General features: G+C 66.4%; 17 protein-coding genes. 6 read left to right on the top strand and 11 right to left on the bottom strand.

All coding sequences use genetic code 11. From position 1 onward, the window contains the following. The first annotated feature begins 4 nt into the window (after positions 1–4). A complete protein-coding gene (locus NFC73_RS15660; RefSeq protein ID WP_058931394.1) occupies positions 5–886 on the top strand; it encodes a 1,4-dihydroxy-2-naphthoate polyprenyltransferase in 882 nt (293 codons plus the stop codon). Here NFC73_RS15660 and NFC73_RS15655 read toward each other — a convergent pair. Then, entirely contained in the window at positions 883–1,194 is a 312-nt protein-coding gene (locus NFC73_RS15655; protein WP_254751630.1) for a DUF4229 domain-containing protein, read from the bottom strand. The genes NFC73_RS15660 and NFC73_RS15655 overlap by 4 nt on opposite strands. A 60-nt stretch (positions 1,195–1,254) precedes the next feature. On the opposite strand from NFC73_RS15655, the gene NFC73_RS15650 reads away from it, so the two are divergent. Next, positions 1,255–1,716: a PLD nuclease N-terminal domain-containing protein gene (locus tag NFC73_RS15650; RefSeq protein WP_254751628.1), complete on the top strand. Its 462-nt coding sequence runs from the start codon at positions 1,255–1,257 to the stop codon at positions 1,714–1,716. 7 nt (positions 1,717–1,723) lie between these two features. Then, a complete protein-coding gene (locus tag NFC73_RS15645; protein ID WP_254751626.1) occupies positions 1,724–2,347 on the top strand; it encodes a hypothetical protein in 624 nt (207 codons plus the stop codon). Positions 2,348–2,372: 25 nt separating this feature from the next. Here NFC73_RS15645 and NFC73_RS15640 read toward each other — a convergent pair whose 3' ends face one another. The 10 genes from NFC73_RS15640 to NFC73_RS15595 all read right to left on the bottom strand — a co-directional run bounded on the left by NFC73_RS15640 (position 2,373) and on the right by NFC73_RS15595 (position 16,634). After that, complete coding sequence (locus NFC73_RS15640; RefSeq protein WP_254751624.1) at positions 2,373–3,866, bottom strand: dynamin family protein; 1,494 nt, start codon at positions 3,864–3,866, stop codon at positions 2,373–2,375. Continuing rightward, positions 3,863–5,884, bottom strand: a complete 2,022-nt coding sequence (locus NFC73_RS15635; RefSeq protein ID WP_254751798.1) for a dynamin family protein — start codon at positions 5,882–5,884, stop codon at positions 3,863–3,865. The genes NFC73_RS15640 and NFC73_RS15635 overlap by 4 nt, the downstream gene beginning before the upstream one ends. A gap of 159 nt (positions 5,885–6,043) precedes the next feature. Next, on the bottom strand, positions 6,044–7,186 hold the full coding sequence (locus NFC73_RS15630; protein WP_254751622.1) for an IniB N-terminal domain-containing protein: 1,143 nt from the start codon (positions 7,184–7,186) through the stop codon (positions 6,044–6,046). Positions 7,187–7,252: 66 nt separating this feature from the next. Further along, positions 7,253–9,406: a LuxR C-terminal-related transcriptional regulator gene (locus NFC73_RS15625; RefSeq protein ID WP_372494677.1), complete on the bottom strand. Its 2,154-nt coding sequence runs from the start codon at positions 9,404–9,406 to the stop codon at positions 7,253–7,255. Positions 9,407–9,409: 3 nt separating this feature from the next. Further along, on the bottom strand, positions 9,410–11,497 hold the full coding sequence (locus tag NFC73_RS15620) for an Hsp70 family protein (RefSeq protein ID WP_254751620.1): 2,088 nt from the start codon (positions 11,495–11,497) through the stop codon (positions 9,410–9,412). Between the two features lie 155 nt (positions 11,498–11,652). Further along, positions 11,653–12,789 carry a c-type cytochrome biogenesis protein CcsB gene (gene ccsB, locus NFC73_RS15615; protein ID WP_254751618.1) on the bottom strand — a complete coding sequence of 379 codons (1,137 nt, stop codon included), beginning with the start codon at positions 12,787–12,789 and terminating at the stop codon, positions 11,653–11,655. Further along, positions 12,789–14,546: a cytochrome c biogenesis protein ResB gene (gene resB, locus NFC73_RS15610; RefSeq protein WP_254751616.1), complete on the bottom strand. Its 1,758-nt coding sequence runs from the start codon at positions 14,544–14,546 to the stop codon at positions 12,789–12,791. Before resB ends, ccsB begins: the two co-directional genes overlap by 1 nt. Then, positions 14,546–15,301 (bottom strand): cytochrome c biogenesis CcdA family protein, encoded by a 756-nt coding sequence (locus NFC73_RS15605; RefSeq protein WP_058931385.1) that lies wholly within the window; start codon positions 15,299–15,301, stop codon positions 14,546–14,548. Before NFC73_RS15605 ends, resB begins: the two co-directional genes overlap by 1 nt. A gap of 15 nt (positions 15,302–15,316) precedes the next feature. Then, positions 15,317–15,952, bottom strand: coding sequence for a TlpA family protein disulfide reductase (locus NFC73_RS15600; RefSeq protein ID WP_254751614.1), 636 nt, complete (start codon positions 15,950–15,952; stop codon positions 15,317–15,319). Position 15,953: 1 nt separating this feature from the next. Further along, positions 15,954–16,634, bottom strand: a complete 681-nt coding sequence (locus NFC73_RS15595) for a histidine phosphatase family protein (RefSeq protein ID WP_254751612.1) — start codon at positions 16,632–16,634, stop codon at positions 15,954–15,956. Between the two features lie 202 nt (positions 16,635–16,836). Here NFC73_RS15595 and NFC73_RS15590 point away from each other — a divergent pair, with 202 nt between their 5' ends. The 3 genes from NFC73_RS15590 (at position 16,837) to NFC73_RS15580 (ending at position 19,225) form a co-directional block, all read left to right on the top strand. Beyond that, on the top strand, positions 16,837–17,385 hold the full coding sequence (locus NFC73_RS15590; protein ID WP_254751610.1) for a YceI family protein: 549 nt from the start codon (positions 16,837–16,839) through the stop codon (positions 17,383–17,385). Positions 17,386–17,492: 107 nt separating this feature from the next. Continuing rightward, positions 17,493–18,227, top strand: a complete 735-nt coding sequence (locus NFC73_RS15585) for a hypothetical protein (protein ID WP_254751608.1) — start codon at positions 17,493–17,495, stop codon at positions 18,225–18,227. 179 nt (positions 18,228–18,406) lie between these two features. Continuing rightward, entirely contained in the window at positions 18,407–19,225 is an 819-nt protein-coding gene (locus NFC73_RS15580; RefSeq protein ID WP_254751607.1) for an MFS transporter, read from the top strand. The last annotated feature ends 179 nt before the right edge of the window (positions 19,226–19,404 follow it).

The following is a 19,404-nucleotide window of genomic DNA, read 5'->3' as shown; positions in this document are numbered from 1 at the left end:
GACCGTGGCCACAGCCGCACAATGGATCCAAGGCGCCCGCCTCCGCACTTTGCCGGCCGCCATCGCCCCGGTACTGATCGGCACCGCCGCGGCCTACGAGCTGGATTCTTTCCGCCCCGTAAATGCCGTGCTGGCCGCCCTGGTGGCGCTGCTGCTGCAGATCGGCGTCAACTACGCCAACGATTATTCCGACGGCGTCCGCGGCACCGACGAGGACCGCGTGGGACCCCTGCGGCTGGTGGGTTCCGGCGCTGCCCAGCCGGAACACGTCAAATATGCAGCGTTCGGGGCCTTTGCCGTGGCCATGCTGTTCGGCCTGGCGCTGGTGTTGATTACCCAGAGCTGGTGGCTGATCCTGGTGGGAGTCGGCTGCGTTATGGCCGCCTGGGGCTACACCGGCGGCAAGAACCCGTACGGCTACATGGGCCTGGGCGACGTTTTTGTGTTCGTCTTCTTCGGCCTGGTGGCAACGCTGGGCACCACCTACACCCAGGCCGGCCAGGTCAACCTGCCGGCCGTTATCGGCGCGATCGGCACCGGCCTCATTGCCTGCGCCCTGCTGATGGCCAACAACGTCCGCGACATCCCCACCGACATCCAGGCCGGCAAGAAGACCCTGGCCGTGCGCCTGGGCGACAAGCACGCCCGCGAAAGCTACGTGCTGATGCTCGCCGTGGCCATCCTGCTGGTGGTCATCCTGGCTCCCGGGCGGCCGTGGATGCTGATCGTGTTGCTGCTCATCCCGGCCTGCCTGATGCCCGCCTGGCTGATGATCAACGGCCGCAAGCGCAAAAGCCTCATTCCCGTGCTGCAGCAGACCGGCCTGATCAACCTCGGCTACAGCCTGCTGTTCTCACTGGGACTGGTGCTCAGCCACGGATTCTAGGACCCGGGTGCCCTCGGGCCGCTGTTCCGGATGGTGACATCCGGGTTGGCATCCAGGAGGCTGTCTTCGGCTTCGGCGTCGGCCTGTTCGCGTTCACTGCGCAGCGGCTTGGCCTTGCCGGAGAGCCGGCCGTGAATGGCGGCAGCGGCGGCGTCGCGCTGTTTCTGGAAGAAAAGGTAGCTGACCGCAAACGCGATCAGCGCTGCGCAGATGACTGACAGCACCGCCCCCAGCTCCAGGAACAGAAAAAGCACAAAGAGCGGCGCAAACAGCGCCAGCCGGATCAGGGAGTATTTCAAAAAGGCCACGGTACAAGTTTAGCCGCCCTGCCTGAACGCCCCCGGCCTGCGGACGATAGACTTAATGGCATGCTCTTCCGTGTGGTTCTCGCCGTCGCAGTTCTCGTCATCTTTGTGTACGGCCTGGTGGACGTGATCCGCACTGACGGCCGCCTCACTCGCGGGATCTCCAAGCCGGCCTGGATCGTGGTGATGATTGTCCTTCCGGTGCTCGGCGCCATCCTCTGGCTGCTGATCGGCCGTCCGCGTGACTCAGCCCCGGTCCGCCAACCACGCAGCCATCCCACCGCCCCGGATGATGATCCCGATTTCCTCCGCAACCTGGAAATGCGCCGCCGCAACCAGGCCGAGGCTGCCCGCCTCAAGAAGCTCAAGGATGACCTTGAGGCGAATGCCAAGGCCGACGGCGGTCCCGCTGGCACCGGACAGAACAACGCAGGTACGCGGGGCAAGGATGGGATCGGCCACGACGAAGCCGGCGGTGCCAGCACGGGAGACGCGGACACCCACGATACCGGCGACATAAAGTAGGCAAAACATGGCCCAGCACCCCGACGGAGAATCCCAACAACCAGTTGAACCCGCCGGGGCTGCCACGCCCGCACCGCCGCCGCGGCCCGGGCTGTCCTACGCCGCGCCGGCGCCCATCGTTGTCATTCCGCCGGCACCGCAAAGCGTCCGCCTGGCGCGGACCTTTTGGCTGCTCAGCTTCGTTGCAGGCCTGGCCGTACTTGTCGGTTCATTCCTGACCCGCGACTCACACCTGGAGCGGCTCCGCACTGTGGTGGACCAGATGTCCCCCGGCGGCGGACCTGACGCTGTGACCACATCCGCGGCCATTGTTTTCTGGGGCAGCCTGGGCGCCCTGCTGCTGGTGATGCTGTTTGAAGCGGCGGCGCTGGCTATTTTCTCGGCGCGCCGCGGCTGGTCCCGCTGGCTCCTGATCCCGCTGCTGGCCGGGCAGGTAATGGTCATGGTGGTGGCCGCGGATTTCCTCCTGCCCGAGGGCGACGCCGGCAGCTACGTTGTGATGCTCTGGGGAGCCCAGCTACTCCTTGCGTTCTTCGGCCTGGTGGCGGTTTTTGTGCCGTCGGCGGGAGGGTGGCTCAAGGCAGCGCGGACCCCGTCGGCGCAGGTCAGGCCGACGCGGACGCGGCAATAAGGGCTGACGTCAGGCGGGGCTGACCTCAGGCGGACTGCGGGTGCAGCTGCAGGGCCGAGCATTCAGCCACAACGCCCTCACAGCTGCGCATCACCACGCGGCAGGCCTCCACGGCTGAGCGCTCCGTCAGCGGGTTTTCCGATACCGTCCGCCACCGGTTGAGGAAGCGGCGGGCCTCGGCCAGGACTATGTCCGGTCCGGCATCCGGAGCCAGCCCCATCCTCAGGGCGGGCGCCGCACCCCCGCCGCCCACCAGCATTTCAGCCTCCGCCGCCAATTCATCACTGAGCGATACTCCCGTGGTACGGATCGTGGCGAGCAGGCGGAGCTCACGGAACTCATGGGCGTTGGCCTGAAGGCGTTCCAAGGCTGCGGCCAGGTGGCCGGCCCCCTCCCTGGGCGCGCTGCGCAGCAAGCTTTCCACTCCCACCAAGGCAGTACGGGCTTTGAGGGCATCCCCGCGGGCCTGGAACTGCCGGGCCACAAGGTGCAGCAGCGGGTCCAGCCCGCTGCGCCGGGCCAGTTCATGCGCCAGTGGCGTGGGTTCCGTGAAGCCACTCCGAATCAGCACTACGCCCAGCCGTATCCCAAACAGCCCGAACCGCTCAAGGAGGGAGGTGCGGGCTTCGGCGCCCAGGCTTTGCGGGACAGTAGCCCTGATGAACCTGTCCGCCGAGAGCAGCATCCGCTCCCGGGCCGACCGCTCCATGCCGGCCAGGACCTGCATGGACTCGAAGTCCGACTGGCGCATGCTGCGTGCGCTCTGCGCCAGCAGCCCGGCCACCGGGACCACCCCCAACGCCAGCTTCCGCAGACTGTGGTCCCGGCGGTACCGGTCGGCGATGTCACCCGCGGAGAGCAGCGAATCAATGCGGCCCGCACCGATCTCGTCGGCACGGGACAGCACGGCCAGGGCGTTCACGGTTCCCGACCTGCCCGCCTCAGTGTCTCTGAAGGATTCGAGGAACCGCAGGTCCGAGGCGTGCATGTGGCGCATCAGGTAGATGATGGCATCGGCCTCCGAGGGCGCGTCCGCGGGGATGAGGAAATCGGTGGACCGGGCGGAGACGTCCTCGGACAACGAGGCAATTCCCGGGGTGTCTATCAGGGTGAGCTCGCGCAGGGCCGGCGAGGGCCACTCCACTACCAGCCGTTCCATGTCCTCGGCGCGGGCGTTGCCCAGGACAAACACCAGGCGGCCGCCCACGCGCTTCAGCGGCAGGACATGCGGTTCACCGGCAATGGGGTAGGCCGTGATCCGCGGCGTGTGCCCGTAGCGGTACCAGGTCACAATTTTTGTGCATTCCCCGGTGTCGGTCGGGGCGATCTCCTCCCCGATGATGGCGTTCAGCAGCGTGGATTTTCCAGCCTTGACCATTCCTGCCACAGCGAGCCTGAGGGGCTCGGACAGCCGCCGGGCATAAGCCTCCAATGCCGCAGCCGCAGCGGGGTCGTCCGCGTACACGAGCAGGGCGTCCTGGATCAGGTCCGCCACTCCCGCGCTGATGGACGCCTTCATCTGCCCGCCGCACCCACGGGCGCCGTGCCTACCGACTGGCTGCCCACCGGCGCCGTGCCCACCGCCTGGCTGCCCGTCCTTGGACTTCCCGACGCCGGGCTTCCCGACGCCGGGCTTCCCGACGCCGGACCTCCCGATGCCGGGTTCCCCATCGCCGTGCCGCGCCCTGCCGAAGATTGCGCGTCCTGCGGACCCGGGGACTGGGCCACTTCGGCGGCCACCAGGCCGGCGGCATGGTGCAGGGCGTCGACCTTCTTGAGCTCGGCCTTGATCTCGCGGATGCGGATGTCCTTTTCCAGCGTGTAGGTGGTGGCCGCCTTCTGGGCAGCCGCCACCGAATCCGCCAGGGAGCGATGGTGTTCGTCCGCGATTTCCGTGAAGTGGTCCCGGGTGGAGCGCTGCACCAGCCGGAGCCGGTCCTTGAGCTGCTTGCCCACCTGGAACGTGACATCGTCCAGCTGGCGGCGGACCAGCGCCTTGGCTTCGGCCTGCCGGCGCTTCAGCCGTGCTTCCTTGTCCTCGCGGTACGCCTTGCGGCCCAGCAGCAGGCCCGCGCCCACTGACAGGGGATTGATCAGGGCCATGCCAAAAATCCCGGTCAGGAGCCCGAACATCAGCACGCCGCCGTAGGATCCGCGCATGCCGATCAGGACCTTCTGCAGGGGGTTGATGTGCCCGTCGTCGAGCCTTGGCATGTTGTCCACCGGGTCCAGCGCGTCGTCGGTGTCCGAGATGTGAAGCACCGGCAGGGCCACTTCGTCCTCTGAAAAATGCTCCGCCACCTGTGCGGCAAGCCACTGCGCGCGTTCGCTGGTCCACACAAACGTGTCCGAGATCGCGGCGGCGGCGCACTCCTCGAGCCACGCGGAAAACTGGGTCCACGTGGGGCCGGGATCGCCCTGGTCAATAGCGGCCTCGGCTTCGCGCTGGATACGCCGCAGGCGGTCCCGGAGGTCGTACTCCATGTCCGCGATCAGGTCGCCGATGCCGTCGTTGAGCGTAATCTGCCACCGGGCGGAACGTTTGCGCAGCTCATCGGCCTGTAACTTCGCCTCCTCCAGCCCCGCAATCATCCGCGGCGTCCCGTCAGGATCCTCAAGCGCTCCCAGCTCGGACCGCAGGGACAGGCGCAGGTTCTCAGCCACGGAGAGCAGGTCCTGGCTGACGGAGCGCCGTTGCAGCCGCTCCGCCTTGCCGACAATTTCATTCCGGAGGTGGCCGATCAGCGCAGGGAAACCCGACTCGGCGTTGAGTTCGCTGTCCTGCAGGCGTGCCGCCTCCAGCCGGAGATCCGAGGAAACCGCGAACAGCGGGATGTCCGGCGCCACCTGCGCGAGCTGGGCACGGTCCATGGCCTCCACGCGCCGCCAGTCCGGATACAGGTCCGTTTTGGACAGGATGCCCGCAACGCTCGGGGTGATCCGCATGGCCTGGCGCAGGAACCGCATTTCGGGTTCGGTGTATTCCTGCGAGGCATCTGAAACCAGCAGCATGGCGTCCGCTGTGGGCAAGGCTGTGAGGGTGGTCAATGTGTGCGAGGAGCCCATTCCCCCCACACCCGGGGAATCGATGACCGTCAGTCCGCCGGCCAGGACCTTGCGGGGCAGGAAAACTTCGGCCGCTGCCAGCTTCTTGACGTTTCCGGGGTTGCCCCGCTCGGAAACGTAAGCCGCCAGGTCCGCTATGTTGACGGGCTGCCGCTCCAATGCGGCGTCGTCGCCGGGCTCTGTGCCGGCTTTGGGCAGCAGGATGGCCGCGGACGCGGGTTCCCCGTGGCGGACCACGGTGGGCACCGAGGTGGCGATGTCGTCGTCGACAGGGCACACCGGGGCGTTCACCAGGGCGTTGATAAGTTTGCTTTTTCCTTGCTTGAATTCCCCCACTACGATCACGCGGATACTCGGATCCTTCAGCCGGCGCAGGGTCTGGTCCAGGCGTTTCCGCAGGTCCGCGCGGTCCCCGGTCCCCACCAGCTCGATGCCCTGCTCCACCAGCAACGCCAGCTGGCCGGCATTCATCGGAACCGGCGCACGTCCAGGGCCTCCCGGTCGTTGCGATTCAGCCATGATCTGTCCTTTGCAGCAGGGGTGCGGGTGGGGCGGGGGATAATCCGCGAAGAGCCCGGCAGGAGGTCGATGGCCTCCTGCCGGGCGCTCCCGGTACCCGGAACTTGATGTTTATAGGCTGATCTCCGAATCTTCGACCGCGACGTCGGTGTCCACAGCCACGTCAGTGTTCGTCGAGTTGTCCTCGGTGGAGTTGTCCTGGAAGGAATCCTCAACCACAACCTCAACCGGGTTGAAGGAATCAACCACCTCCACCTCGGTGGTCTCCGCCTGCGAGTTGTCCTGGAAGGAATCCTCAACCACAACTTCGGTGGTGGAGTTGTCTTCGGTGGAGTTGTCGGTGGTGGAGTTGTCTTCGGTGGAGTTGTCGGTGGTGGAGTTGTCTTCGATGGAGTTGTCGGAGTTGTCGTTGAATACGAGGGAGTTGTCCTCGGTGGAGTTATCCGAGTTGTCCTGGAAGGAATCCTCAATCTTCACCGAGTTGTCCTCCGAGTTATCCACGGAGTTATCCGAGTTGTCCGAGTTATCGGAATTATCGGAGTTGTCCGAGTTGTCGTTGAACGAATCAGCGACATCAATGTCAACGTCGGTGTTGAACGAATCTGCCACATCCAGATCGCGGTTGCCGATGTTGACGTCGCCGCCGGCAGTGATCGAGTTGTCCGTGGAATTGTCCGTGGTGTTGTCCGTGTTGTAGGAGTCGCTGGTGTTGTAGGAGTCCCGGACGTTGTTGTCGTCTCCGGCAGCCAAGGCCTTATCGCCGGATGCGATGACAGCCTCGTTGTCGAACCACTGGTTCACGTCGCCGTCGGCCCAGATGTTCTGGTTGACCGACTGGTCCGTGATCGTGTCCCGGTCATCCACCGTTGAGGTGGTTGAGGTGTACGAGTAGTTGTTCACCACGTGGTGCAGCTGCTGGACAGCGTGGGCGTGATCGTCATGGTGGTCGCGCCCCGGAGTGTAGATTGAACCGCCGCCTGCAGGAGGCGGGGTGTGGCCGGCGCCGCCGATGCCTCCGGTCCACGAAGTGTTTCCGCCGGTGTTGTACTCCCGGTCGAAGGAAGAAGCGTTGACAGTGATGGGTGCGTAGTCCAGGACAACCGGCATCGCGGCGTCAACATCGGCGGAGCAGACTTCGCGGAGGCCGGCACCCTCGAGTGAACGCTCCGGATCGTGCAGGAACTCCTGGGCAGCGGCAGGGTTGTTGAACAGGCCCATGAGGAACTGCACGAGCTGGTTTGCGAGTGTAGGCATTGGATGGTCCTCAAATCTTCTCGGAGTTGTGGATCGCCAGGCCTCGGTGCCGGGCTTAACTCAAACCTAAGGTCCTTCGTAGGGGCCGGGCATCGGGTTGTGTCCCCGTACCCGGATGCCCCGCATTAGGGGTTTGCCTGTTTCGTGGCTAGGGGCAGCAGTGGTTCCGTCCTGGCCCGGATGATCTGCAGTTAGCGCCAGCCTCAGGCGGACCAACAGATCGGAGCGGTTTTCGGCCCCAAGCCTCCGCCGCATCCTGGCAATGTGATGTTCAGCGGTCCGGGGGGAAATGTAGATGGCTTCGCCGATTTCCCGGTACGTCTTCCCTTCCAGGACCAACCGCGCCACTTCCTTTTCGCGTTCGCTGAGGCCCGAGGCGTCAGGATGCGCGCCATGGTTGTTCTCGGCGGGGCCGCGGCGTACTTCCGGTGACGGCCCGGCGGGTGGCCCGGCGGTTCCGCCCTGCGGGTGGAGGTCCCTGGCGCAGGCAAGGAGCCGCATCATGTCCCTGCGCTCGTCTGCCTGCGCGGCCGCATGTCCTGCCAGCCGGGCCCCTTCCCATGGCATGCCCACCAGTTTCAGTCCCCGGGCTGCGTTCTCCACGTCCGTCGCCTGGAACCGTCCGGCCAGGACGCTGACCCAGGCCTTGCCTGCGGCGGCGAACACAGCGGCCATGTGACTGTATTCCGAGGCCCGCACCAGCGCTGCTGCGTGCGGGGCAAGGTCGGCCGGGCTCTTGTTCAGCAGGGCAGCCTGGACCGCCGCCCAGTGAAGCGGGACGGCCCACAGGGGCGGCTCCCCCAGCTTGGCCAGCAGGACCCACGCTTCATCCAGATAGTGCGCGACGCGCGGTGTCTCCCGCAACCGGGCGGCAGCAATCATCAGTTCGCCCCACGGCAGCAGGCTGTAAAGGTCGACGGCGGTGTGCAGCATCGCTTCGCGGGCGCGCTCCCAGGCCATCACCAGGTCATGGACGTCGCCGCTGCGCCGCGCAAGGCCCACCTCCAGGGCCGCGCACAGGAACTCGTCCCTGGGCACCAGCGGCCAGTGATTGGCTTTGGAGGCTTCGTTGATGGCGAGCCGTGCTTCGCCAGCATCGTCCTGCTGCATGGCCGACCACGCCTGCAAGAGGTGGAGCCGTGGCTTGGCGGCGTCACCGCCCTGCCTCGCTGCGACCGCGGAGCGGATGATCGTGTCCGCTACGTGGGATTCACCGCTGTGGAGGGCCAGTAACGCGGCCAACGCTCCAGGGGTGTCCGGAAGTGGCAGCGCTGAACCGGAGGCATTGAGCATGTCCGAAGCGTGGATCAGCAGCGGAAGGCCCTTGTGTGGATCCCGCTCCATCGACTCCATCACGCCCTTGCCCATTTGCGAAAGCGCCACCGCCAGCAGGGTGGGCGACACAGGTGCCGACTCTGCGGGAAAGGCCACTTCCGCGCCCGCCCGGTCGCCGCTGCCGATCATGGCCACCGCGGCAAGCGGGGCGGACCGGCCCATGTTCGCCGGACCAAGCCAGGCATAGAGGTCGGCACTGCGGACCAGCAGCCCGCGCTGTGCCCAGACGGAAGCAGCAACATCCACGCCAAGTCTGACATCCGGCGGATCAGAGCTCACCAGCAGCCCGTCAATAATCCGGCCGGCGGCGTCGAGGTCGCCTGTGGCGGCTGCGGCCTGGGCGCGGCGGGCAGCGATGCGCAGTTCGTCCGCCCCTGCCAGCAGCGCTTCGCTGTACAACTGGGCTGCCAGACCGGGGTTGTGATGCAGCGCTTTGTCCGCTGCGGCTTCGAGTTCGGCGGCGACCCTCGGGTCCGCCAGTCCGCCCCTCGCCAGCTCGCGGGCAAGTTCGCCGAAGTGCCGGCCCTCGGCCGAAACAAAACCGACGAGCTCCCGCTGCAACGCATGCACACGGGCTGTGGGCGTGCCGTTCAGGAGCGCGTGCTGCGCGGGGCCGACGACGGTCCCGTCGGCAAGCAGCAGGCCCGAGGCCTCGGCGCGGTTTACCACGGCGTCCAGGCCCGGACTGTCAGGGCTTTCCAGCTTGTGCGCCAGCTGCCCGGGCAGTGGACCGGGCAAGGTGAACCCGACGGACAGCGCCAGCAGAAGTTCACGGACTGCCGCATTCTCGCCCCGCAGCTGCTGTGCCATGTCAGCGGCTCCGGCGGGAGCCGACGTCCCTGCCTCGTACAGTTCCCGTTCGGGCTGCGTATGATTGGCGGCCATGTCTCAGACCGCCTGTTCGGTGGTTGGGACAGGATCCGTGGTTGGGACAGGATCCGTGGTGGGGGACGGTTCCGCGAACGGGTCGGGCTCCGGCGCAGGTGCCGACGACGGCCCTGGAGCCGGGCCGGTGGTCGGATCGGGTTCCGGCGCAGGTGCCGACGACGGCTCTGGAGGCGGGCCGGTGGTCGGATCCGGCGCAGGATCGGTGGTCGGATCGGGAGCCGGGTCAGTGGTCGGATCCGGCGCAGGATCGGTGGTCGGATCCGGAGCCGGATCCGTCGTAGGACCCGGGACCGGGTCAGTGGTCGGATCAGGTGCAGGATCGAGAGGCAATGGGACCGGGCCCGGCGCCGGATCCGTCGTCGGGTTGGTCACCGGACCCGGGGTGGAGCCTACGGAATCCTGTGCAGGCTCACTGGAAGTACCCGTCCCGGCAGCGGCCCCGCCGGGGGCTGGTTGGCCTGCTTCGGTAAGTGGCCTGCTGGTGGACGAGGCAACAATGTCCAGTCCCGTGGAACTGGCCGGGGCGCTGCTGTCCGGCAGCTGAGTGCTGGCTTCGATCCCCTGCACGGGTAACTGCACCGCTCCTGCTCCTGCCGCGCCTGCTCCTGCCGCGGGCCCACCGGAGCCGGGTCCGCCGGTTCCGTCAGGAGGAGCAGCGTTTGGGGCGTCCTTCGCCGCATCTGCCGGCGCGGCGAACATTGCCGAGAGGCTGCCGAGTCCGTCCGGGCCCTGGGCCGCCGTCGCCGTGAGCCCGGTAAAGAGCGCCGCCACCGCTGCTACCGCCGTCAGCCGCACGGTCGGACGTGGCCCGTGCGCACCGCCCTTGCGCCCGGCGGCATGGGCACTGGCGGCATGGGCACCGGCGGCGAGTGCTGCAGCACCGGCGTCGGCATGCCGGGACCAGCTGGCTCGTCGGCCGGCAGTTCCATGATGCCCGTCAGCCTGCATGAGTACGACGGCGCCAGCCAGCTGTGCGGTCATGGCAGCGGGCTGCGCGGCCCCCTCCGGCTGAGCGCGAAGGGCGGCAACTGCCGCGCCGAGGCAGATGGATGACTTCGGATCGGCGTCCACGGCGATCGGCCGGTCCAGCCGCTCCGAAATCAGCTGTGCCACCAGGGGAATGCGCGACGAGCCGCCGATGAGAAGCACCGCGGACAGGTCGTCCGGAGTGAGCCCCAGGTCCTGCAGGGAACGCTCCAGGGCGTCCACTGTTTCCCGGATGGGCTCGCTGATCATCGCCTCGAAGTCGGACCGGACCAGCCGCACCTGCTGCTGGATTCCCGGCAGCAGCACCGAAATGCTGGCCTCGCTGTCCGCGGACAGCGCCTCCTTGGCTTCCACACACTCCCGCCGCAGGCGCGACAGGGCCGCCAGGGCGCCTGGCGCCGACGGGTCAAGATTGGCAAGGCCCTGCCCGGCATGATCGGCAACGTACCGCAGGACGGCTGCGTCGAAGTCAGCGCCGCCCAGCCCCTCGATCCCTTCGGGCCGGCCCAGCAGTTCAAAGTGGCCGGCGTCCGTCTTCTTCAGGACGGCGGTGTCAAAGGTCCCGCCACCGAGGTCGTAGACGGCGATGGTACTGCCAGCCTCCACCCGCACCTGGGCGGCGTAGTGCAGCGCCGCCGCTTCCGGTTCGCTGATCAGCGTGACCTTGGTCAGGTCTTTTGAGGCCAGGGCAGCGAGGATGAGCTGCGTTCGGTGCGCACCCCAGGAGGCAGGGTGGGAAAGGATAATGTCCGACGGCGGCGCGCCCTCGCGTTCTTCAGCCCGGTCTGCGACCCATCGCGCCATGGTGGCGAAGACGTCTTCAGCAGGGAGGGAAAGTGTACCGACGGCAATGGGGACGTCGTCTCCGACCCGTCGTTTGAACTCCCGCACCACCCGCTCCGGGGAGTCAAGGCCGCGGCGCTCGGCCGCCTCCCCCACCAGGATGGGGCCTTCTTCGGGGTAGTAGACCACCGAAGGCACAGCCGTTCCGCGGAGCCCCAGCGGCAGGCTCTCCGGAACACGTGAAGCGTCGTGATCAATTCGGACTATGGCGGCGGCGGTGAAACTGGTCCCGACATCAACGGCGAGGACATAGCTCATGAGCACCTCGGCAAAAACGCAACTAGCTGTCTGCGAGCTTCATCACTGACAACTCCCACCAAGGTAGCATCACCGTCTGCGGGGCAACACCCTTATTCATACATCGATTGGCGTATCAGTCGACCGTTGCCAAGGACCGCCGGAGAAACCCCAGTTCAGAGGCCCGAATAGGAGTGCAGACCGTTAAAGAACTGGTTGACGATGGTGAAATTGAAGACCACGCAGAGGTAGCCGACGATCGACAGCCACGCGGCGCGGGTGCCGGTCCAGCCACGCGTGGCGCGGGCGTGCAGGTAGCCTGCGTAGACCACCCAGATCACGAAGGTCCAGACCTCCTTGGTGTCCCAGCCCCAGAACCGGCCCCAGGCTTTTTCAGCCCAGATGGCACCGAACATAAGGGTGAAGGTCCAGCCGATGAAGGCGATGGCGTTGATGCGGTAGGACAGGTTTTCCAGGCTCAGTGCCGAGGGAACCAGGCGCATAAAACCAAGCTTGTCAGCACCACCGGCTGCCACCGTCTTTTGCCGGTGGGACTGGACCAACTGAAGGGCGGACATGGCAAACGTGAGGGTGAAGAGTGCGGAGGAGAGCACCGCGATGGAAACGTGGATGATCAGCCAGTAGCTCTGCAGCGCAGGGACCAGGTGGCCCACGGGGGTCCAGTATGCCACCGAGGCCGCCACCAGCATTATGATGGCCAGGCCCACCACAAACGTGCCCAGGAACCGCAGGTCGCGGCGGATCAGCACCAGCAGGAAAACCGCCACGGCCACAAAGGCGCCGGTGGTCAGGAATTCATACATGTTGCCCCACGGCACCCGCCCCGCACCCACGGCACGCGTGATGACGCCGGCAGCTTGGATCAGCACGCCGAGAACGGTGAGGGCAACGGCGACCCGCGCCGGAACGCGGCGTTCCGCCGCGTAGCGCATATCGGCGTCGGCGGTCTGCCCTGCCCCGGAAGCGTCGCCGCCGCGCTTGGCCACGGACGACGACGGCCGCTCGACCCGTCCCACCGGTCCGGCCAGGTGCGAGTCAACCCTGTCCGTTGCCACACTGCCGGCTGCCGCGGCTGAACCAGCGGCAGAACCAGCAGACGCACCGGCGCCGGCCATCGCGGGCACCTTGGTCCCGGCAGCCTCGGCCGCCTTCAGGTCTATGGCGCGCAGTGCCTTGCTGCTCTTCGCGAGGTCCCAGGCGAAGGCGATGAAGGCCACGGTGTACGTGCCGGCTGCGAGCAGCATGAACAGCTCGCTGTACTGGCCCATGGTTTCGTTGATGGCGAACGGCATTACTGGTCCTTTTTCGGCCCGGTGGGGCCCGCTGGGGTGGTGACGGAGTCTGCGCCATTATCGCCCTGGCGGCTGGGAGTTTGCTGGGTGACGCTGGAATCGGGATCGTCAGCAGATTCGACGGAATCGGAATCCGCAAGCTGCCACTCGTCGGACAGCAGCTTCCTGACGGCAACCGCTTCCGCGGCGAGCCGGTGGTCCTCACCGCGGGCAAGCAGGCCGTACTCCACCATGGTCCGGCCGTCCTCGTGCGTCCCGGTCCGCACCCAGACGCGGCGCCGGTTCACGTAGAGCGAGACGATCAGGCCGCCCACGGCCAGTAGCGCGAAAATGAGGGCGTAGAGCTGGCCCGGGTTGTGGTGGATGTCCACGCCCACGTACCGCTTCACGCCGTCGAAACTGATGCTTCCCTTGCCGTCCGGCAGGGTGTAGCTCATGCCCGGCGCTAGTGTGATGCCGCCGGCGTCCAGGTTGCGGGCGTTCAGCGGGGTCAGGTCCTTGACGTCGATTTCGAAGACGTTCTGCGGCGATCCGCTGTCCAGTCCGAGGTCACCGTAATACGAGTTCAGCGACAGCCGCGGGTTGAACAGATCGGGGTCGCCGCTGAAGGACACGCCCTTATCGTTGACGAACGCCGTCGGCAGGAAGAACCCCTGGAACCCGAGCTGGTCCGGCTTGGCGTCAGGGACCTTGATGACAAGGGACGAGTAGTAGTTGTCACCCTGGAGTTTGGCCACCACGGGACCCTGCATGGCCACGTTGCCGGCGCCGTCGCGGACGGTCACCACGGGCGCGTAGCCGTTGCCGGTGAGGTAGATGCTGGTGCCGCCCAGGGTCACGGGATCGTTGACCTTCAGGACTTCCTGCTTGGCGGGCGAGTCCGGGGTTTCCCTCGTGGTGACTTCGGCGTTGAAGTCGATGGGCTGACCGATTTTGCCAGGTGATTCGCGGTCAAACAGGACGTCGAATTTGTCCAGCTGAATCGAGTACGGCTGCAGCTGGCTGGACTGGAAATTGGTGCCGGGGGTGAACTGGTCGTAGCCCACCAGGGTGTTCACAAAGGTGTCGCCCTCCACCAGGATGCGCTGGCCGCTGTAGCCGAAGAGGCCGCCCACGGCCACGGACACCAGCACGCCGATCAGCGACGTGTGGAACACCAGGTTCCCTACCTCCTTGGCGAAGCCGCGTTCGGCGCCCAAAGACGGCCGCGCGCCGTCGTCGTCCCTCACGTCAACGCGGTAGCCGCGCCTCTTCAGCACCCCGGCGGCGCTGCGGATGGCGTCCGACGCCGGGAGGCCGGCGTCGGCGGGAACCACGAGGGTGCCGTACTCGGGGAGGCGGGAGAGGCGTTTGGGGGTCCGTGGCGGCTGGGAGCGCATGGCCCTGTAGTGGGCGATGGCGCGCGGGACCACGCAGCCGATCAGCGAGATGAACAGCAGGATGTAGATGGCCGAGAACCAGGCCGACGAGTAGACGTCGTAGAGCTGCAGGGTGTCCAGCAGCTTCCCGTAGTCCGGGTTGTCCTTGATGTACTGCGTCACGATGGAGGGGTTGGCCGGGCGCTGCGGGAACAGCGAGCCGGGCACCGCGGCGACCGCCAGGAGCAGCAGCAGGAACAGCGCCGTGCGCATGCTGGTCAGCTGGGTCCACGCCCAGCGCAGCATCTCCACCGGCCCCAGGACTGGCAGCGCCGCCTCAGTTTTGGCGGCGGCAACGGGTGCCGGGGACTTTTTGTTTTCTTTCACGCGCTCGCTCATCAGATCGGCAACTTCACATCGGTTTGGAACCAGTACTGCAACTCGGTGACCCAGGTGCCCCAGACGCCGCTGGCCATCAGCAGGCCCAGCACCACCAGGATCCCGCCGCCGATCCGCTGGATGGCCAGGCGGTGCGTCCGGAAGAAGGACATCACACCCATGCCGCGTCGCACCGCCAGGGCGATCAGCAGGAACGGGATGCCCAGGCCCAGGCTGTAGACAAACGCCAGGAGGGCACCCTTGGCTGCGGAGGAACCGCCGGACAGGCTCAGGAGCTGGACGGCGGAGTAGGTGGGGCCGATGCACGGGGCCCAGCCCAGGCCGAACGTGAGGCCCAGCAACGGCGCGCCCCACAGGCCGGCCGGCGGCTTGGCGTGGATTTTCGCATCACGCTGCAGCCAGCCGAAACCGCCCATGAACACCACGCCCATGAGGATGACCAGGAGCCCCAGCAGCTGGGTGATCCAGGCATTCTGCGAGCCGGTGATCAGGGTGCCGAGCTGGCCGAACGCGCCGCCCAGGAGCACGAAAATAACCGAGAACCCCAATACAAAGAGCCCGATGCCCGCCAGCATCCGGCCGCGCTTCTGCTTCTCCAGGTCCACGCCGCTCAGGCCGGTGACGTAGCCCAGGTAGCCGGGCACCAGGGGCAGCACGCACGGGGACAGGAAGGACACCAGGCCCGCGAGCAGTGCCACCGGGATGGCAAGCAGGAGCGAGCCGTTCAGGATGGTTTCGGCGAAAGGGCTGTTCACGGTCCGGGGCCGCCGCTACTCTGCCACGGCGGCGGTGATGAGGGCTTTGAGGGTGCCTCTCTGGATTTCGCCCAGCACGCGCGAGGCCACGCGGCCCTGCTTGTCCAGGACCAGCGTGGTGGGGACTGCCCCCGGCGGGACCAGGCCTGAGACGGCCAGGAGCACGCCGCCGTTCTTGTCGTCGAAGCTGGGGTAGGTCAGGTTGAACGTTTTATCGAAGGCCTCCGCGGTGGCTTTTTCGTCGCGGAGGTTGACGCCGAGGAACTGCACGCCCTGGCCCTTGAACTCCTGGTGCAGGTCTTCCAGGATGGGCGCCTCCACCCGGCAGGGTGCGCAGGCGGCGAACCAGAAGTTCAGGACGGTCACCTTGCCCTGGAAGTCCGCGGGGGCTACCTGCGTGCCGTTGAACAGCGTGCCGTTAATGGCGACGGCGGCCTTGCGGTCCGCCGCGGTGAACTCGGTCACCGAGCCGTCCCCGGCCACATAGTTCTTGTTGTCGCCGGCTTTGGCCTGCTTGGCGAGGGCGTCTTCCTGCGCACAGGCGGACAGCCCCAGGGTCAGGGCGGTCAGGGCGGCGCCACCGGCCGCAAGCACGGCACGACGGGACGCTGTGCCTGAAATTGAGCGGAATGTTGCGCGAGGGTCAGTCATGTCAGGCTCCGGGGGTGCTGGCGGCGCCGGGAAGAAGTACGGCAGCGGGCTCACTGTACTCAACGCGCAGGAGGGAGCCGTCGTCGTCGAACACCAGGGAGGTGATGGACGTCAGCGTGCACTCGCGTTTGCGCGGGTCATGCCATAGCGGCCTGCCTTCGGCGCTGAGGCGGGTGGCCCAGATGGGGAGCTGGTGGCTGACCATGATGGCTTCCGGCCCGTCGGCTCCGTAGTCTCCGGCTGCCAATTCGATGGCCTGGAGCCGGGCGTCCTCAACAGCTGTCATGACGCGCGCGGCCTGCGCCTTGTACGGTTCGCCCCAGGACGGCCGGAACGGGTTGACCAGGTGGGGCCAGTGCTTGGGCTTCCGGAGCTCGGCCTTGGTGACCTTCATGCCCTGGAAGTAGTTTTCCGCTTCAATGATGCGGCTGTCCGTGTGGATTTCCAGACTAAGCGCCTCAGCCGTGGGGGCCGCTGTTTCCTGCGCCCTGACCAGCGGCGACGCCGCGAGATAGACGATCCTTGCCCCGCGCGCGGCACGTTCGGCGAAGTGGTCGGCGAGCATCTGCGCCATTTCCCGGCCCAGCTCGGAGAGGTGGAATTCGGGCAGCCTGCCGTACAAAACGCGGTCAGGATTGTGGACCTCGCCGTGGCGGAGCAGATGGACAGTGGATTGGGGCATGTTTACCAGTTTCTCAAAGATGGCGTGCGATCCGAAATCTTCTACATCCAGTAGAACTCAAATTTTTGGAAAAATGTTCCGGAACCGGGAACAAAACATGCAAACGCATGTTTATACTGGATGCAGCGGATAGTTGAGGATTCAACAGATGAAGCGTCAAGCTATCCGGAAGCACTACCCGACAAACCCAAGGAGAAACACCATGACTCTTCCCGCAGACGTCACCACCGGCACCTGGACCCTCGACAACTCTCACAGCGAGATCGCCTTCACTGTCCGGCACGCAGGCATCAGCAAGGTCCGCGGCCAGTTCAAGGATGCCGTGGCAACCCTGGACCTCGCCGACAACGTGGCCGATTCCAAGATCAGCGCCACCATCCAGACCGCCAGCTTCGACTCCGGCGATGTCAACCGCGACGGCCACGTCCGCGGCGAAGACTTCTTCGACGTCGAGGCCTTCCCGGAAATCTCCTTCGTCTCCAACAGCCTCGTGGCCAAGGGCAACAGCTACGAGCTGACCGGGGACCTCACCATCAAAGGTGTCACCCGCCCCGTTGCCCTTGAGACCGAGTTCAACGGCGTGGCCGTGGACCCGTTCGGCATGACCCGCGCCGGCGTCTCCGCTGAAACCACCATCAGCCGCAAGGACTTCGGGCTGACGTGGAACGCCGTGCTGGAAGCCGGCGGCGTGCTGGTCAGCGACAAGGTTGCCATCAACCTGGAGCTCGCGTTCATCGCACCCGCAGCATAGTTTTTCCTCCTGAAGCACCCCGGCCGCCAGATTCCCGGAATCTGGCGGCCGGGGTGCTTTGTTTTATCCCCTAGATACAGGCGGACACGCGGTCTACAGTGAGACCCATGAGCAACAGTGAAGTACCGCAGCCACAGCAGCCCCAGCAGCCCGGCGCCGAGCAACCCGGCGCCCAGCCGCCTGTCACTCAGCCGCCAGTCACTCAGCCGACTGCCGGCAACGTTCCTCCGGCCGGCTACCAGCCGCCACCGGCGTACCCGCAGCCAGGCCAGTCTTATCCCGCGCCGGGCCACGCCTACCCTCAGCCCGGCCAGGCCTACAACCAGCCGGGCCAGCCGGGCGGCTTCCGCTTTGAGATGCCAACCGACGGCCCCCGCAACTTCAACGACGTTATGCCCAAGGCCGGGTTCTCCGGCATGTTCAGCGTGACCGGGCTGCCCACCGAGCTCAAGGTCTCGTACTGGATCTGGCTCATCGGCGGCATGCTGGGAGTCCTTGGCGGCCTGTTCGGCGTGTTGGGTTCGCTGGCGTTGTTCGTCGTGGCACCCGGACTGGCCGTTGTGGTCCTCCTGCTCGTCCTGGTGGCACTGGCCCTGGCGGCGGCCCAGATTGTCCTGGTCCTGAAGATGAAGGAGGGCAAGGAATGGGCAAGACTTGCGCTCACCATCGTGGCCGGCGTTTCGCTGGTGCTCGCCGTGCTTGGCGGCAGCGTGGGCGGCGGCGGCATGGGCCAAGGCATCGGCAACAACTGGCTGGGCTTCCTCATCAGCGCCGCGGCAACGGTGCTCATGTGGCTGCCGAACTCGCAGGCCTGGTTCAACGCCGCGAAGGGCCGCGCGTAGACCGGGTCCGGTTCAAACACAGCCTTGTACGATCCCGCTGCGATCTGTGGGAATACCTCTCCGGAATGATCCCCCGCGGCACCCGCCGGGGGTACGGTGGGAAGTAAGCCGTACTGGGGGCAGGCCAGTTGGACTGCACCCAGCAGCCGAACTGACATCCGACCTGCAAAGGACCGCTCATGAGCACGCCTGTCCCGCCTCCCGTTCCGAACGAGCCCGAGCCCGGCAACCAGCCGCCAGCGCCCCGATACGGCGAGAACAGCCCGCAGTTCGGGCAGCCCACACCGCCGGCGCCACAGTACGGGCAAAACGCCCCGCAGTATGGCCAGCAGACTCCCCCGGCACCCCAGTACGGGCAAAACGCCCCGCAGTATGGGCAAAACTCCCCACAGTATGGCCAGAACAACCCGCCGCAGTTCGGCCAGCCCACGCCTCCGCCCTATGGCCAGCAGCCGTACGGGCAGTCCCCTTACGCGCAGTACCCGTCCGAGCAGCCGCAGGCCACGGGAGCCAACGGGGTTCCCCAGCTGGTCAACATCTCGTTCTGGCTTCTGATTGGCGCGGGTGTTGTGTATGTCATCAGCCTGCTGATGGGCATTGGCATGCTTGACGATCCGTTGTTCCGGAATGCGTTCGACGACGCCATGCGCAGCAGCGGTGCCACTGGTGCGGAATTCGCGTTCGACGATTTCAAGGGTGTCATTGCCGGGTCGCTCGTGGTCTTCGCGATCATCGGTGCGGGGTTGTACGCGCTGGTGGCGTTCTTCGTCCGCAAAGGCAAGAACTGGGCCCGCATCCTCGGTACGGTTTTCGCGGCCCTGTCCATTTTCGGCCTCTTCGGACCACCGAGCCTCGGAACCGTGGGGACGCTGGCCGGGATCGCAGCGATTGTGCTGCTCTACCTGCCGGCCGCGGCACCTTACTTCCGCAAGCAGCAGCCGTTCGCTAACCCGTACGGCGCCCCGGGCACCACGCCTGGCAACCCGTACGGGCAGTAGTAGCAACGAGTCGCATCCACACCCTAACGGGCGTGGGCCCCATCAGCCGCCGATCACCTAGTAGTACTTTGTTAGGTTGGGGGTGCGTGTTGGCAGTAGGGGCAGCGGCTGAGTAGCTGGACGAGGTGTTCCTGGAGTTCCTTGAGGACCTTGTACAGGCTCAGGCTGCCCCTGCCGAT

Origin of the sequence: Pseudarthrobacter humi (assembly GCF_024294965.1) — a bacterium.
GTDB classification, from domain to species: Bacteria; Actinomycetota; Actinomycetes; order Actinomycetales; family Micrococcaceae; genus Arthrobacter; species Arthrobacter humi.
Note: the sequence above shows the minus strand (reverse complement) of the source record. Positions and strands in the feature narration are given on the sequence as shown.